Source organism: Staphylococcus pragensis (assembly GCF_004785665.1).
Classification (GTDB): domain Bacteria; phylum Bacillota; class Bacilli; order Staphylococcales; family Staphylococcaceae; genus Staphylococcus; species Staphylococcus pragensis.
The window spans coordinates 669360-685283 of the sequence record NZ_SRPJ01000001.1; the positions used below are offsets into that span (position 1 = coordinate 669360).

A 15924-nucleotide genomic window follows, 5' to 3' on the forward strand; every position below is an offset into this window, starting at 1 on the left:
ATTATATGGAAGTATCGAAAAGAAGAGCAGGTGAGTTCATGAAATCTAAAAAATCTCTCAGTATAATCGTCTTAGCTGTGATTATAGTAGGGGTGTTAGCATTCCAATTTATTAATCACACAGGTCCGTTTAAAAATAGCGGGAGCCCAACTTCATCAACTACAGAATTAAAGGGTAAAGAGAAAGTACATATTGAACGTGTCGTCGATGGTGATACATTTGTAGCTAGAAATAATAGCGGTAAAGAAATAAAAATAAGATTAATCGGTGTGGATACGCCTGAAACCGTTAAACCTAATACACCTGTGCAACCTTATGGAAAAGAAGCTTCAAATTATAGTAAAAAACATTTATCAGGTAAAGATGTATACTTAGAGTACGATAAAGAAAAAGAAGATCGATACGGACGTACTTTAGCATATGTCTGGTTAGATAAAGATACAATGTACAATGAAGAATTAGTAAAACAAGGGTTGGCACGTGAAAAATATTTTGCGCCTAACGGTAAATATAGAAGTACTTTTGAAAAAGATGAAGCGGAAGCTAAAAAGAATAAAGTTAATATCTGGAGCTAAAATAAAGAGAAAAAGCGATTATCATATTATCTAGGAAAATGGTATGATAATCGCTTTTATCATTAATGTTAAATATTCGATTCATCAAAATAAATTAGTTATTGAAGCTATTGACGATTTTACTAGCCTGTGCTTCAGTAAGTGGGTGTTTAGATAAATTAATTGCATTTTTAATCACATGTTCGAGTGAATATTTTGTTGAGACTGTGTCTACATATTTCTCACGATCTTGCGCACCTTCAATGATATTAACACTTCCATCACTAAAGTAAATAATACCAATACTTTGAATTTTGTGGTCAAAATGCTTTTCAATATTATCTTTTAAAGACTTAGAATTTATCGCAGCTTGTTCATATGGATCATAGTCATAAAAGTCATAAATCACTCTATTATTTTGAACTTTTTCGACAAAAGTATAAATGTCACTACGTGGTGAATTGAATTGGCTATGAAACTGTTTGCTAATATAATGACCAACTATTTGATTAACATCTTTAGTATCAATAACCATTTTATCGTCTACCGGCGCATTAAAATGATAGAACGTTTTCTGATTCCATTTTTTGACATCAATATTGATTAAACCAATATCAGAAATAACAATAAAATCAAATGTTCTAGCATATTCGAATAAAGGATGTTTAGTTGCTAGATTACTCGTCGTAACGATATGATAAAATTTTAATTGACCTTCAGTGATGTAGTTATCTAAAATTTCTCTTATCACTCTTTTTGCATTACTTTTAGCATGCGGACTGATTTCCTTGTTAGAACTTAACATTTTGTTTCTAAGATCTAAATTCTCTTTACTTAAAACTGCATTTTTAGATATCATTTGATTTCTAGCATACATTTCAGTGTCAACTCGATCTTGCATATAACGTTGATTTAAAATAAATGCCAAGATAAGTACTGCTATGATAATTAGCAAAATAACCGTTAACGTCATAATTAATCACCTGCATTTTTGTTTATTCGTTTATATCATTAAACGTTTTCAAAAATTTTAAATGATATAAGACAACACATAAATTATAAACGTAATATATCGACAGTTCAATATTCTGAAAATCAAGAAGGTCTTAAGATTTTGTTAAGACATTATTAAAAACAATTGATTTTACACTTTAATTTTAATTCAAGTTTCTTAACTTTTAGGTTTGATAAATATAATGTAGGTTTCTGTTAGAAGTAATTTGGCTTATAAATTAGTTATTTTTATATCGAAAATTTTAAAGAATTATTTTATAATAGTTAATTATCAATTAAATATTAATTGAATTTAAAATGTTGGAATTAACATTTTATGAGTTAAATACTTACATATTTTTCATAAATTGAAGTTTGAAAATATTGTACAAGAAAGGTATAATAATCACTATGAAAGCGTTTCCTTAGGAGGTAGTAGAATGGAGAATGAACATCAAGAATATGTAGAAAAGTTAGTAGACATTCTTAAATCAAAATGTCGAAAATCTTTTAAATTTCATGGGGAAGTCGCTATGCAGTTATTTTTAAACGATAACTTTACGCTACCTTCAAAAGTTGACATATGTGTTGAGAGAAAATATTTAGTCGAAGTGTTAAGAGTAATTCCTTCATCATACACATATAATTTTTATAATAAAAATAATAAGAAAATGGATAAAGATAAATTAAATGTGCCGGAAGTAGCTCATATCGATGTCACAATTAATAATGAATTAGTTCTAAATATCTTTATTTATGATGTTGTAAATGAAGAATGGATATTTAGATTAGATGAAAGTATTCGTCTACCTAAAAATAGTATTTATTTTCATTCGCTCACTTGGAATGTTGATTATATAAAACCAGAAATAGTGCTAATGTATGATTTGATGGATAATCAAAATTATCATCAATTACCAAATTATAAAAGGGTATTAGAAGCGTTAAGTTACTATCAATTTGTTATATTAAAAATGGTTGTGGGTGAGCAAAGAATCCAAGCAGCTTTAACACAAGGTTAAACCTAATAAAATTTAAGATAGAAAAAAGCAACTGATATAGATAAGACTTTAACAGTATTTATCAACATATCAGTTGCTTTTTATTACTTTTTAGCACATAAATTTTTTAAACAAACACCGTGATAACAATATTCATAGGTTGATAAGACTGCTTTATCAGCATCTTCAACCGAAATTCCAAACATCATTGAAATTTCTGAGGCGCCTTGGTTAATCATTTTTAAGTTAATATTAGATTCGGCTAATGCATGCGTAATTTGATGGGCGGTACCTACAGATTTGTTCATTCCTTCGCCTACAATCATTAAAATAGCTAGATCATGTTCAATACTTAATTCATCAACATCGCATTTTTTACGTATAGCATTTAAAACTTCTTGTTCCTTACCTTTAATTTGATGTGTACGCATAATAATACTGATACTATCGATTCCTGAAGGCATATGGTCAAAAGAAATATTGTAATCTTCAAGAATTTCTAATATTTTACGAGTAAACCCAACTTGTCTATTCATCAGATATTTTTTTATATTAATTACTGTAAAGTCTTTGTCACAACTAATACCGATAATAACTTCTTTATCATTAATATCGCGATCATGTCTAATGAACGTTCCTTTATCTTGGGGACGATTAGTATTTTTAATAACTACAGGAATTCTATGTTTATACAAAGGTTGTAGTGCTTCATCGTGGAAAACACCAAACCCTGCATAAGATAATTCGCGCATTTCTCTATATGTAATTTCATTAATGAGTTCTGGATTTTTTATAACATTTGGATTCGCTTTGAAAATACCTGAAACGTCAGTAAAGTTTTCATAAAGTGATGCTCTTACGCCTCTAGCAATAATTGCACCAGTGATATCTGATCCGCCTCTAGGGAACGTTACAACATAATTTTGTTTAGATACCCCGAAGAAACCAGGAATAATAATTTTTCCTTCAACCTCTCTCAGTTTATAGATTTGGTCATAAGCTTCTTCTAAAATTTGTGCTTGTTGAGGCAAATCACTAACTAAAATACCAGCATCTTTAGGGGAAAAGTATGTTGTTTTAACATCTTGTGAGTTATTATAACTTGCGATTAATTGAGCATTAAAATTCTCGCCGCACGATAATAAAGCATCATATAAACGAGGGGTTCGTTTTTTAATGTTTTAATGATGTGTTCAAGTGTTTCATCAATTGTAGTTAAAAAAATCATATCCATCTCTAGCTCTTCTAAAATATCTGCATAGCGCTGAATAATTTCCTTCTTTTTATCTTGATAGTCTAATCCATTTAGAACCTTTTCATACAAACGAATTAAAAGGTCAGTTGTTTTTATATCATCTTTGTGTCTTTTTCCAGGAGCAGAAACAATAATGATTTTACGTTCGTCATCTTCATTGACAATATTAAGGACTTTTTTAATTTGAGTTGCATTTGAAACAGAACTACCGCCGAATTTTGCTACTTTCATAAATTGTATCAACCTTTCTAAAAAATCAGAAAATTCTATTTAATTTTCTGATACCCCGTGGTAATATATATCTATATATTCACTTTTTACGCTAAAAAAGTCCTATCAATTTAATAGTATACTATAATAAAGTATATTTCAAGAAAACAATTGTATTTCTCAGTAATACAAATGGGGGAAGATAGTTATATGAAAGAATTGAACGTTGCTTTACTTGGCCTGGGAACAGTTGGGTCAGGCGTAGTAAAAATCATAGAAGAAAATAGACAACAAATTAAAGATACGCTCAATAAAGATATCATTATTAAACATATTTTAGTTCGTAATAAATCTAAAAAAAGACCTATCAATATTAGTCAATATCATTTAACAGATGATGTAGACGAAATCTTAAATGATGATTCAATTGATATCGTTATCGAAGTTATGGGAGGTATTGAACCTACCGTTGATTGGCTTAGAGATTCGCTTAAACGTGGTAAACATGTTATTACAGCGAATAAAGATTTACTAGCCGTACACTTAAAACTTTTAGAAGACTTAGCTGAAAAACAAGGCGTAGCACTAAAATTTGAAGCAAGTGTAGCAGGTGGTATTCCAATCGTTAATGCAATCAATAATGGATTAAATGCCAATAATATTTCTAAATTTATGGGAATTTTAAATGGTACTTCTAATTTTATTCTTTCTAAAATGACACGAGAACAATCATCATTTGAAGAAGCACTAGAAGAAGCAAAGCGTTTAGGCTATGCAGAAGCGGATCCTACTGATGATGTTGAAGGAATTGATGCAGCACGTAAAGTAGTGATTACTTCTTATTTATCATTTAACCAAGTCATTAAATTAAATGATGTAAAAGTTAGAGGAATTAGTAACACAACATTGAGTGATATTAATGTAGCAGATAAATTAGGTTATAAGATTAAATTGATTGGTAAAGGAACATATTATAACAGCAAAGTTTCAGCATCTGTAGAACCAACTTTAATACATAAATCTCACCAATTAGCTGCTGTGGAAAATGAATATAATGCTATTTACGTTATTGGTGATGCTGTAGGAGACACTATGTTCTACGGTAAGGGGGCAGGTAGTTTAGCTACAGGTAGTGCGGTAGTAAGTGACTTATTGAATGTTGCGTTATTCTTTGAATCCAATCTACATACACTTCCTCCACATTTCGAATTGAAGACTGATGAAACACGCGAATTAATGGATAATGATGAGTCAGTTTCTCTTAAGGAAAAGTTAAATTATTATGTAGTTATTCATAGTGACAAATCAATAGAAAAAATTGAAGGTGAACTAAAAGCGATATTACCTTTCCATAAATCGCTTCAAATAGAAAAAAGAGATGAAACATCTTATGGTGTAGTGGTTATTGGCTTAGACGTATCTCCTGAAGATGAACTAAGTAAAGCAGGATTGAATGTTGAAAAAATTTATCCAGTTGAAGGAGTTTAATAATTATGAAAAGATGGCAAGGATTAGTAGAAGAATTTAAAGAATATTTACCTGTGAATGAAGACACACCTCATTTAACACTTAATGAAGGTCATACACCACTTATCCATTGTGAAAATTTATCAGCAATGTTAAACATTGACTTATATGTCAAATTTGAGGGTGCAAATCCTACAGGTTCTTTTAAAGACCGTGGCATGGTAATGGCTGTCACTAAAGCAAAAGAGCAAGGTAAAAAAGTAGTTATTTGTGCTTCAACTGGTAATACATCTGCTTCTGCAGCAGCCTATGCCGCAAGAGCAGGTTTAAAAGCAATAGTCGTTATTCCTGAAGGTAAAATAGCGTTAGGAAAGTTATCTCAAGCGGTAATGTATGGGGCAGAAATTGTTTCTATAGAAGGAAATTTCGATGAAGCTTTAGAAATTGTTAAAGAAATAGCAGCAAATGATGATGAAATTGAATTAGTGAATTCAGTTAACCCATATCGTATTGAAGGACAAAAAACAGGAGCATTTGAAATTGTTGAACAATTAGAACAAGCACCAGATGTTTTAGCGATCCCAGTAGGAAACGCGGGAAATATCACTGCATATTGGAAAGGGTTTAAAGAATATAACGAGAAAAAAGGTAGCCAGTTACCACAATTATTTGGTTTCCAAGCAGAAGGTGCATCTCCAATTGTTCAAAATAAAGTAATTAAAAATCCTGAAACAATTGCTACTGCTATTCGTATCGGTAATCCTGCTAGCTGGAGTAAAGCGACAAAAGCGTTAGAAGAATCTAATGGTTTAATTGATAGCGTAACAGATGAAGAAATTTTAGAAGCTTATCAATTAATGACTTCAAAAGAAGGTGTATTTAGTGAACCAGCAAGTAATGCTTCTATTGCTGGACTTATTAAATTACATCGTGCAGGTAAGTTGCCAAAAAATAAAAAAGTTGTAGCTATTTTAACTGGTAATGGCTTAAAAGATCCTGATACAGCTATTTCTATTTTAGATAATCCTATTCAACCGCTTCCGAATGATAAAGCAAGTATTATTGATTACATCAAAGGAGCATTATAAATGAATAAATATTTGCACCTTAAGATTCCAGCATCAACTGCTAATTTAGGAGTAGGATTTGATTCAATTGGAATGGCTATCGACAAATATTTAAATTTATATGTTCATAGAATCGAAGGTGATGAGTGGGAATTTGAGTATTTAAGTCCAGAATTAAATAGTCTTCCTAACAATAAGGACAATTACATATATCAAGTCGCCCAACAAGTTGCTACTAAATATAATATTGAGTTACCGACGTTAAAGGTTGAAATGAGAAGTGACATACCATTAGCAAGAGGATTAGGATCTTCAGCATCTGCTTTAGTTGGAGCATTATATATAGCTAATTATTTTGGTAACATTCAGCTTTCAAAATATGAGTTACTTCAGTTAGCCACTGAATTTGAGGGGCATCCCGATAATGTAGCACCGACAATATATGGAGGCCTATTAGCCGGATATTATAATCCAGATACTAAAGAAACAGATGTAGCTCATATTGATGTGCCTGACGTGGATATTATTTTAACTATTCCTCCATATGAATTAAAAACTGAAGATTCTCGAAATGTTTTGCCAGATAAATTTTCTCATAAAAAAGCAATTCAAAATAGTGCGATTAGTAATACAATGATTTGCGCGTTAATACAGCACAATTATGAACTTGCTGGGAAGATGATGGCACAAGATGGTTTTCATGAACCATATCGTCAACATTTAATTCCAGAATTTGAAGAAATAAAAGCGTTAGCCAAGAAATATGATGCTTATGCTACAGTGATTAGTGGAGCGGGACCTACTATCTTAACATTAAGTCGTAAAGAAAAAAGCGGCGAGTTGGTAAGAGCATTGAGACATCAAATTACACATTGTCATTCTGAATTAGCTACGATTAATCAAGTAGGTGTAGTTGAAGAAATTGTGTATCCTTCTTAAATTTATTGTAAAATGAGAACAAGCAATTTTTGAAAGGAGCACCATAAAAATATGAGTAATTTCAAAGTGATAGTAATGGATATGGATGATACTTTAATTAATAGTGATAATAAAGTAAGTCCTGAAACGAAAGAGTATTTAATAGATCTTCAAAATCAAGGCTATAAAGTAGTTCTAGCTTCTGGACGACCAACAGAAGGTATGTTACCCATAGCTAAAGAATTACATTTAGATAAACATGATAGCTATATCATTAGTTATAATGGTGGAAAAACAATCAAAGTAGCCACTGAAAAAGTTGAAGTAAGTAAGAGTGTCTCAAAAGAAGACTTTGATAAAATCGCAGACTTCTGTAGAGAAAAGAACTTTTTAGTGTTAACTTATCAAGATGGTCATATCATTCACGATGGTGATCACGAATATAGAGATATTGAATCTCAACTTACTGGTTTACCGATGAAGAGAGTAGACGATATCAAAAAATATATCAATGAAGATGTGCCTAAAGTGATGGGTGTAGATTATGTAGAGAACATTACGAATGTAAGAGATGCATTACATGGTTCATTTAATTCCAATATTGATGTTACTACAAGTAAACCATTTTTCTTAGAGTTTATGGGTAAAGGCGTATCTAAAGGTAATGCTATTAAAGCGTTATGTGAAAAGTTAGATATTTCTTTAAAAGAAGTAGTGTGCTTTGGCGATAGTTTAAATGACCAGTCTATGTTTGAAGTAGCAGGTTATTCTGTAGCTATGGGAAATGCTACTGAAGAATTAAAAGAAGTAGCGGACAAAGTGACATTAGATAATGATTCTAATGGTATACCAGCCGCTTTAAAAGAAATTTTATAAATAATTAAAGCATGAGTACTTATTATCTTTGAATATACTAAAATGTTTTTAGTAAAAACGTTAATAAGTATTCATGCTTTTTAATATTACTTAGCAGTATGTGTCCAATCATGTTTGCCACGATAGCGTTTGACATAAGCGTAAACTTGGTCCGCTGCATAATCTAAATTAGTATAAACAGTAATAGTATATGCCGATTGATTATCGTTAAATGGTTCGTTACCAAACACGTCCTTTAAGTGAATAAATAAATTCTCCATCTGATCGTGTTCGAGACTTGGATACTCTCGTAAAGTACGTTTAAGTAGCTGACCATTTTTCTCTTCAAGAGATTGGACTACGATTACAAAACGCTCTTCACTTTTAATGACATCGTCAAATAAATTTGTTTGACCAACCATTCTTCTCACCTCTAAATCGATATCTTAAGACTTATTATACAGAATAAATTAAACCGTGGAAATACACAGAATACGTTTCAATGAAAAAGCGAACAGTTAAGAGAGAAAGAGGATATATATGTTCATATCCAAAGTTCTCTTTACTGTTCGCTTAAAATATAAAAATTCTAATTATCATGATAATGATGAGGCGTAATATCCATTTCATCTAACTTAACATATTTTGTTTTTCTAATTACTTTATGCACCAAGAAAATGAGTGCTAAAACAATTAAAGGTAAAATATTAATGATGAACTTACCGATATGACCACTAAATAAATCGCCTATTGAATTACCAAAATATAAGAAAATAAGTGTTGCAAATACTAGGATTGGACCTAGAGGATATAAAGGTGATTTATAAGGTAATAAAGTATTTATATCTTTGCCTTGGCGTTTTATCGCTTTACGTAAACGCACTTGAGCCCATGAGCTAGCTACCCAAACAATAATTACCAATGAGCCAATAATATTTAATAAACTAAATACTGCATTAGAATAAAAGTTAGCGATAATAATGATTGCTACAATTAAAATATATGTTGTAACTAAAGCACGTAAAGGAAGTTTCGTTTTTTCATTTAATTTACTTAAGAATTTCGGCGCTTGTTTTTCATCACTTAAAGAGAATAACATTCTACTTGTAGTATACATGCCTGAGTTCGTCGCTGATAATAATGAAGTTAAAATAACTGCATTTATAACAGAAGCCGCGAAAGCAATTCCAATTCTATCAAATACAATGGTAAATGGACTTTGAGATACAGATTCATGCTCATTTAGTAACAGTGGATCTGAATAAGGAATAATGGCTGCAATGACAGCGATAGACAATACGTAAAATAATAAAATTCTCCAAAAGACTTGTTTAACGGCTTTAGGCATTGTTTTTTTAGGATTATCTGATTCACCAGCTGTCACAGCGACAACTTCTGTACCGCCCACTGAGAAACCTGCTACAAGTAATACGCCTAAAAAACCTGAAAAGCCGCCAACAAACGGTGCTTGCCCTTTAGTATAATTTTCAAAGCCATAAGTATGGCCACCTAGGATACCAAGAATCATTAAGAAACCAACAATTATAAATACTATAATTGTAATCACTTTAATTAGTGAAAGCCAAAACTCAGTTTCCCCAAATGCTTTAACTGTGAATATGTTTAATAGGAATATTATCGTAATGAAGATTAAACTCCAAGTAAGCGGACTAAAGAATTTAAATATATCCCAATAAAATAAAACATTTGATGCGACCATTACGTCTACACTTGAAACTAAAGACCACATTATATAATATAGCCATCCCATCGTGAAACCTAGAGAAGGATCAACGAAGCGGGTAGCATATGAACTGAATGAACCTGATACAGGATAAAAAGTAGCAAGTTCTCCAATTGATGACATTAAAAAATAAAGCATAACGCCTATTAATAAATAAGCTAAAATAGCGCCTCCAGGACCTGCTTGAGCTACAACGCTACCAGTAGCTACAAAGAGACCTGTACCGATTGCTCCGCCAATTGCAATCATGGATATGTGTCTTGAACTAAGACCACGTTTCATATTGTTATCTTCCATATGTTGTCTCCTATACAAAAATTAAATATACACATCATTTTAATGCTTTTATCTCAAGTATTCAATAACTTTTAAACAATTCGTTCTAAAAATTTTAAATTTTCTGATTTTTCAAGAAAAAGTGAAAATACGTTTATCTACAAGGGAAATGGGTTTAATAATAGTAGCTATTAGATTATAATTATTACAAAGTAAGGTAATGAGAGGAGATTTACTATGTCTAAAGAAGATAAAAAATTGACTGGTTTATTCGGACATCCCGTTTCAGATAGAGAGAATAGTATGACAGCAGGCCATCGTGGTCCGTTATTAATGCAAGATATATATTATTTAGAACAAATGTCACACTTTGATCGTGAGGTCATTCCTGAACGTCGTATGCATGCAAAAGGTTCAGGCGCATTCGGTACATTTACAGTAACGAATGATATTACTCAATATACAAGTGCGAAAATATTCTCAGAAGTTGGTAAACAAACAGAAATGTTTGCACGTTTCTCAACAGTTTCAGGTGAGCGTGGAGCAGCCGACTTAGAAAGAGATATTCGTGGTTTCGCTTTAAAATTTTATACAGAAGATGGAAACTGGGATTTAGTTGGTAACAACACGCCTGTATTCTTCTTCAGAGATCCAAAATTATTCATTAGTTTAAACCGTGCCGTGAAACGTGACCCACGTACTAATATGAGAAGTCCTCAAAATAACTGGGATTTCTGGACAGGTGTCCCAGAATCATTACATCAAGTAACAATTTTAATGTCTGACCGTGGTATGCCTAAAGGTTTCCGAAATATGCATGGCTTTGGCTCACACACATATTCAATGTACAACGATAAAGGTGAACGTGTATGGGTTAAATATCATTTCAGAACTCAACAAGGTATTGAAAATTATACAGACGAAGAAGCTGCTGAAATTGTTGGTGGCGACAGAGATTCTTCTCAACGTGATTTATATGATGCGATTGAACGTGGAGATTATCCTAAATGGAAAATGTACATTCAAGTAATGACTGAAGAACAAGCTAGAAATCACCCAGACAATCCATTTGATTTAACTAAAGTTTGGTACAAAGATGAATATCCTTTAATTGAAGTAGGGGAATTTGAATTAAATCGTAACCCTGAAAACTATTTCATGGAAGTTGAACAAGCTGCGTTTGCACCTACAAATATTGTTCCAGGTCTAGATTTCTCACCAGACAAAATGTTACAAGGTCGTTTATTCTCATATGGTGATGCGCAACGTTATAGATTAGGCGTTAATCACTGGCAAATTCCAGTAAACCAACCTAAAGGAGTAGGCGTAGAAAACTTATGCCCATTTAGTCGTGATGGTCAAATGCGATTCCTTGACGGAAACCAAGGTGGCGGACCTCATTATTATCCAAATAATCAAGGTGTTTATGATTCACAACCAGAATACAAAAAACCACCATTCCCTGTAGATGGTGATGGTTATGAATACAATCAACGCCAAGATGATGACAATTACTTTGAACAACCAGGTAAATTATTCCGTTTACAAACAGATGATGCTAAAGAAAGAATCTTCAAAAATACTGCAAATGCTATGGATGGTGTTTCTGAAGATGTGAAACGTAGACATATTCGTCATTGCTATAAAGCTGACCCTGAATACGGTAAAGGCGTAGCAAAAGCATTAGAAATTGATATTAACGATATCGATTTAGAAACTACAGAAGATGAAACATACGAAAACTTCAAATAAATTAAAATATTAATTGCGCATAATTGTACCTTGTGGTAAAATTTTAAATCGTAAGAATTCCTAGTTGTAAAAGAAAGGGTGTTAATTATGCGCGTTAATGTAACATTAGCTTGCACAGAATGTGGCGATCGTAACTATATTACGACTAAAAACAAACGTAATAATCCTGAGCGTATTGAAATGATGAAATACTGCCCAAGATTAAACAAACACACGCTACATCGTGAAACTAAATAATCACTTATCTTTTAAATACGACATTTTAAGATAATATTAAAGAGCTAAGACTGCTGACAAAGTTAGAAAGATTTTGTCAGCAGTCTTTTTTTATTCATCAAAATTCTAATAAAGTGATTTATAATTTGAAATTTAAAATTTTAACTACTTGCAAATGAGAAAAGATGTGTTAATATATAAAACGTAATTATTACGATTTGTAAAAAGGAGATATCATTTATGGCTAAAAAATCAAAAATCGCAAAAGAAATGAAAAGAGAAAAATTAGTTAATCAATATTACGAATTAAGAAAAGAATTAAAAGCGAAAGGTGATTACGAAACTTTAAGAAAATTACCAAGAGATTCTTCACCAACGCGTTTAACTAGAAGATGTAAAGTAACAGGAAGACCTAGAGGTGTTTTGAGAAAATTTGAAATGTCTCGTATTGCGTTTAGAGAACATGCACATAAAGGTCAAATTCCTGGTGTGAAAAAATCAAGTTGGTAAACTTTTATAAAAAGTACTACTTTAGTCCATTTACAATATAAATAAAAGGTTGTAAAGTATATAAGGGTGAAAATCATGAATGATTTATGTAAATGCTTTGTAAATTGTTCGTATTTTCAATGTTAAATAAATTTATATAGGGGCTATGAAATTAAAATGAAAATTTTTGACTATGAAGATATCCAATTAATTCCAAATAAATGTATTGTTGAAAGTAGATCAGAATGTGACACAACGGTTCAATTTGGACCAAAAACTTTTAAATTACCAGTAGTACCAGCAAATATGCAAACAGTTATGAATGAAGAACTTGCACAATGGTTTGCAGAAAACGATTATTTCTATATCATGCACCGTTTTGACGAAGCAGGTCGTATTCCATTTATCGAAAAAATGCAAAACAAAGGTTTATTTGCGTCAATTTCTGTAGGTGTTAAAAAGAATGAATTCCAATTCGTTGAAGAGTTAGCTGAAAAAGGTTTAGTACCAGAATATATTACTATTGATATTGCACACGGTCACTCAGATTCAGTTATTAATATGATTAAACATATTAAACAACACTTACCTGAATCATTTGTTATTGCAGGTAATGTAGGAACTCCTGAAGGCGTAAGAGAATTAGAAAATGCTGGCGCAGATGCTACGAAAGTAGGTATTGGTCCAGGACGAGTTTGTATTACTAAAATTAAAACAGGATTTGGTACAGGCGGTTGGCAATTAGCTGCATTAAATATTTGTAGCAAAGCTGCTCGTAAACCAATTATTGCTGACGGCGGTATTAGAACACATGGTGATATCGCTAAATCTATTAGATTCGGAGCAAGCATGGTAATGATTGGATCATTGTTTGCAGCACACGAAGAATCTCCAGGTGAAACTGTTGAATTAGAAGGTAAACGTTATAAAGAATACTTTGGTAGTGCTTCTGAATTCCAAAAAGGTGAACACAAAAATGTTGAAGGTAAAAAAATGTTTGTAGAGCATAAAGGTTCACTAAAAGACACATTAGTTGAAATGCAACAAGACCTTCAAAGTTCAATTTCATATGCTGGTGGTAAAGATTTAAAATCATTAACAACAGTAGATTATGTCATTGTAAGAAATTCAATTTTCAATGGGGACAGCGACAGAGGTTAATTATAAAAAGTGGCAGGTGTGACTTATTAAAAAATTTCTTTTATTTTCATTGTTATTGTTGTCCTTTATCTTAATAGTGCCACTCAACGAAAGTCCATCCCTCATTCATTTACAAAATGACGTTCAAGCTAAAGTCAGTAAATGGATGAATGGGGATACTAGTGTTAAAAATAATACGTTAAAAGTTCCGAAAGATCAGGAATTTGCAATTAATAATATACAATTGAATACATCTAAAAGCGAAGTTGAAAAACACTTAGGTCAACCTAAGCGAGTGACCACGAATGAATATGGATTAAAATGGTTTACTTATTATGATGGCGACTATAATAACTTTGTTATGGTAAGCTATTTAAATAATAAGGTCAACGCACTATATAGTAATCAAAATATTATTACGTCTAAATCGAAAATAAAATATAATACACCTAAAGAGGTTGTTGAAAAACGTTTAGGTCAACCTATAAATGAAGTAGTTAAAGGAAGATATCGTTTCGAAGTTAAAGATGATGAATATGATGTCTTCCATAAAGATCATGTATATTCTACAGTATTTTATGATAAGCATAACAATAATGGTGTTACTGCACTATTACAAGTTAGTGAAGCGATGGAGAATCGATTGTCTCAACAATACGGCGCGCCATCCTCTGCTTTAGAAAAAAGCTTTGAATATCAAAATTATGATTTAGTAAATGCTGAACGTAAACAACACGGTTTAAACACTTTAACTTATTCAGATAATCTAGCTCAAACAGCTAGAAAACATAGTGAAGATATGGTTAAAAATAATTACTTTGATCATACAGATTTACAAGGAAATTCGCCATTTGATCGTTTGCGTAAAGATGGCATCACATTTGATACTGCTGGCGAAAATCTCGCTTATGGACAGAAGAGTAGTATTTTTGCTCATGAAGGTTTAATGAATTCTTTAGGGCATCGTAAAAATATTTTAAATAACGATTTTACTACGTTAGGTGTCGGCGTAGATTTTAATAAAAATCGTCAGCCATATTGGACTGAAAATTATACTGGTGAGTAGTTTAAATATTGAATGTTTGGGGTATCTTTTTATTGATAAGGAAGTTGATAATATGACTACTAATACAAAAAATAAAAAAGACATTCTTGATAAAGTGAAAGATATTTTAAACAAAAAAGACACAGTTGAAAAAAAGAACTAGAGCTAGTCAAAAAAGACTAGCTCTAGTTCTTTATTATATATAAATATATAAGAGAGATAGTTAACTTAAGAAAACAAGTGCTACTTATAATTCTCTATAAAGACCTATTACTTTACCGATAACAGTAACGTTATCTAAATAAATAGGATTCATAGTGCTATTTTCTGGTTGTAATCTATAACGATTTTTCTCTTTGAAGAAACGTTTTACAGTAGCTTCATCATCTTCAGTCATTGCTACAATGATATCTCCATTTTCTGCAATTGTTTGGCTTCTAACGATGACTTTATCTCCATCTAAGATGCCAGCCTCAATCATACTTTCACCAACAACATTTAAAATAAAAATATCGCTATTGTGAGTAGAAGTTAAATGCTCTGGTAGTGGAAAATATTCTTCAATATTTTCAACAGCGGTAATAGGAATACCAGCTGTGACTTTACCAATTACTGGCACATATATTGTTTCTTCCATATTAATAGAGTCATTTGATTGTTCACTCACGATTTCAATTGCTCTTGGTTTTGTTGGATCTCTTTTTATATATCCTTTTTCTTCTAATCTTGATAAGTGACCGTGAACAGTTGAACTTGAAGCTAAACCAACCGCTTCACCAATTTCACGAACACTTGGTGGATAACCTTTAACTTGAACTACATGTTTAATGTAATCATATATTTCACTTTGTCTTTTTGTTAATTCTCTCATATATAGGCACTCCCTATGTTTATTTAACGTTATTATAGCATTAATTTTTCATTAAAACAAACATTTGTTCG

At 31.5% G+C, this 15924-nt stretch carries 15 protein-coding genes and 1 pseudogene; 11 read left to right on the forward strand and 5 right to left on the reverse strand.

The window, feature by feature from the left end; genetic code table 11:
- Positions 1 to 38: 38 nt before the first annotated feature.
- Positions 39 to 575 carry a thermonuclease NucI gene (gene nucI, locus E2558_RS03325; protein ID WP_126566749.1) on the forward strand — a complete coding sequence of 179 codons (537 nt, stop codon included), beginning with the start codon at positions 39 to 41 and terminating at the stop codon, positions 573 to 575.
- Between the two features lie 94 nt (positions 576 to 669).
- Here the strand turns inward: nucI and E2558_RS03330 are convergent, their stop codons facing one another.
- Positions 670 to 1527, reverse strand: coding sequence for a hypothetical protein (locus E2558_RS03330; protein WP_126566751.1), 858 nt, complete (start codon positions 1525 to 1527; stop codon positions 670 to 672).
- A gap of 460 nt (positions 1528 to 1987) precedes the next feature.
- Between E2558_RS03330 and E2558_RS03335 the strand changes: the two genes are divergently transcribed.
- Positions 1988 to 2569, forward strand: coding sequence for a hypothetical protein (locus E2558_RS03335; RefSeq protein ID WP_126566754.1), 582 nt, complete (start codon positions 1988 to 1990; stop codon positions 2567 to 2569).
- Positions 2570 to 2652: 83 nt separating this feature from the next.
- Here E2558_RS03335 and E2558_RS03340 read toward each other — a convergent pair.
- A pseudogene (locus tag E2558_RS03340) lies at positions 2653 to 4034 on the reverse strand (aspartate kinase).
- A 189-nt stretch (positions 4035 to 4223) separates the two neighbouring features.
- Here E2558_RS03340 and E2558_RS03345 point away from each other — a divergent pair.
- From E2558_RS03345 to E2558_RS03360, 4 genes are read left to right on the forward strand one after another with little or no spacing between them, the layout of a single operon-like run.
- Positions 4224 to 5501 carry a homoserine dehydrogenase gene (locus E2558_RS03345; RefSeq protein ID WP_126566757.1) on the forward strand — a complete coding sequence of 426 codons (1278 nt, stop codon included), beginning with the start codon at positions 4224 to 4226 and terminating at the stop codon, positions 5499 to 5501.
- A gap of 5 nt (positions 5502 to 5506) precedes the next feature.
- On the forward strand, positions 5507 to 6568 hold the full coding sequence (gene thrC / locus E2558_RS03350; RefSeq protein ID WP_126566759.1) for a threonine synthase: 1062 nt from the start codon (positions 5507 to 5509) through the stop codon (positions 6566 to 6568).
- Entirely contained in the window at positions 6569 to 7486 is a 918-nt protein-coding gene (gene thrB / locus E2558_RS03355; protein ID WP_126566761.1) for a homoserine kinase, read from the forward strand.
- A gap of 51 nt (positions 7487 to 7537) precedes the next feature.
- Complete coding sequence (locus tag E2558_RS03360; RefSeq protein ID WP_126566764.1) at positions 7538 to 8341, forward strand: Cof-type HAD-IIB family hydrolase; 804 nt, start codon at positions 7538 to 7540, stop codon at positions 8339 to 8341.
- Positions 8342 to 8427: 86 nt separating this feature from the next.
- On the opposite strand, the gene E2558_RS03365 is transcribed toward E2558_RS03360, so the two are convergent.
- Positions 8428 to 8742, reverse strand: coding sequence for a hypothetical protein (locus E2558_RS03365; protein WP_126566766.1), 315 nt, complete (start codon positions 8740 to 8742; stop codon positions 8428 to 8430).
- Between the two features lie 167 nt (positions 8743 to 8909).
- Positions 8910 to 10361, reverse strand: coding sequence for an amino acid permease (locus E2558_RS03370; protein WP_126566768.1), 1452 nt, complete (start codon positions 10359 to 10361; stop codon positions 8910 to 8912).
- A 216-nt stretch (positions 10362 to 10577) separates the two neighbouring features.
- Here E2558_RS03370 and E2558_RS03375 point away from each other — a divergent pair, with 216 nt between their 5' ends.
- The 5 genes from E2558_RS03375 (at position 10578) to E2558_RS03395 (ending at position 15003) form a co-directional block, all read left to right on the forward strand.
- Complete coding sequence (locus tag E2558_RS03375; protein WP_126566770.1) at positions 10578 to 12092, forward strand: catalase; 1515 nt, start codon at positions 10578 to 10580, stop codon at positions 12090 to 12092.
- Between the two features lie 87 nt (positions 12093 to 12179).
- Positions 12180 to 12329 (forward strand): 50S ribosomal protein L33, encoded by a 150-nt coding sequence (gene rpmG, locus E2558_RS03380; RefSeq protein ID WP_103299054.1) that lies wholly within the window; start codon positions 12180 to 12182, stop codon positions 12327 to 12329.
- A gap of 219 nt (positions 12330 to 12548) precedes the next feature.
- On the forward strand, positions 12549 to 12818 hold the full coding sequence (rpsN, locus tag E2558_RS03385; RefSeq protein WP_126566773.1) for a 30S ribosomal protein S14: 270 nt from the start codon (positions 12549 to 12551) through the stop codon (positions 12816 to 12818).
- A 156-nt stretch (positions 12819 to 12974) separates the two neighbouring features.
- The gene (gene guaC, locus E2558_RS03390; protein ID WP_126566775.1) at positions 12975 to 13958 is read left to right on the forward strand and encodes a GMP reductase; all 984 of its coding nucleotides are present in this window, start codon (positions 12975 to 12977) and stop codon (positions 13956 to 13958) included.
- Positions 13959 to 13983: 25 nt separating this feature from the next.
- The gene (locus tag E2558_RS03395) at positions 13984 to 15003 is read left to right on the forward strand and encodes a CAP domain-containing protein (protein ID WP_186805178.1); all 1020 of its coding nucleotides are present in this window, start codon (positions 13984 to 13986) and stop codon (positions 15001 to 15003) included.
- Positions 15004 to 15229: 226 nt separating this feature from the next.
- Here the strand turns inward: E2558_RS03395 and lexA are convergent, their stop codons facing one another.
- Positions 15230 to 15853, reverse strand: coding sequence for a transcriptional repressor LexA (lexA, locus tag E2558_RS03400; protein WP_126566781.1), 624 nt, complete (start codon positions 15851 to 15853; stop codon positions 15230 to 15232).
- Between the last annotated feature and the right edge of the window lie 71 nt (positions 15854 to 15924).

What these genes read in the sequence shown, in the direction of transcription:
- rpsN (WP_126566773.1), top strand. Translation starts at nt 12,549, where the DNA reads ATGGCTAAAAAATCAAAAATCGCAAAAGAAATGAAAAGAGAAAAATTA.
- E2558_RS03370 (WP_126566768.1), bottom strand. Translation starts at nt 10,361, where the DNA reads ATGGAAGATAACAATATGAAACGTGGTCTTAGTTCAAGACACATATCC.
- guaC (WP_126566775.1), top strand. Translation starts at nt 12,975, where the DNA reads ATGAAAATTTTTGACTATGAAGATATCCAATTAATTCCAAATAAATGT.
- nucI (WP_126566749.1), top strand. Translation starts at nt 39, where the DNA reads ATGAAATCTAAAAAATCTCTCAGTATAATCGTCTTAGCTGTGATTATA.
- E2558_RS03375 (WP_126566770.1), top strand. Translation starts at nt 10,578, where the DNA reads ATGTCTAAAGAAGATAAAAAATTGACTGGTTTATTCGGACATCCCGTT.
- thrB (WP_126566761.1), top strand. Translation starts at nt 6,569, where the DNA reads ATGAATAAATATTTGCACCTTAAGATTCCAGCATCAACTGCTAATTTA.
- E2558_RS03330 (WP_126566751.1), bottom strand. Translation starts at nt 1,527, where the DNA reads ATGACGTTAACGGTTATTTTGCTAATTATCATAGCAGTACTTATCTTG.
- E2558_RS03360 (WP_126566764.1), top strand. Translation starts at nt 7,538, where the DNA reads ATGAGTAATTTCAAAGTGATAGTAATGGATATGGATGATACTTTAATT.
- E2558_RS03365 (WP_126566766.1), bottom strand. Translation starts at nt 8,742, where the DNA reads ATGGTTGGTCAAACAAATTTATTTGACGATGTCATTAAAAGTGAAGAG.
- E2558_RS03335 (WP_126566754.1), top strand. Translation starts at nt 1,988, where the DNA reads ATGGAGAATGAACATCAAGAATATGTAGAAAAGTTAGTAGACATTCTT.
- E2558_RS03345 (WP_126566757.1), top strand. Translation starts at nt 4,224, where the DNA reads ATGAAAGAATTGAACGTTGCTTTACTTGGCCTGGGAACAGTTGGGTCA.
- lexA (WP_126566781.1), bottom strand. Translation starts at nt 15,853, where the DNA reads ATGAGAGAATTAACAAAAAGACAAAGTGAAATATATGATTACATTAAA.
- rpmG (WP_103299054.1), top strand. Translation starts at nt 12,180, where the DNA reads ATGCGCGTTAATGTAACATTAGCTTGCACAGAATGTGGCGATCGTAAC.
- thrC (WP_126566759.1), top strand. Translation starts at nt 5,507, where the DNA reads ATGAAAAGATGGCAAGGATTAGTAGAAGAATTTAAAGAATATTTACCT.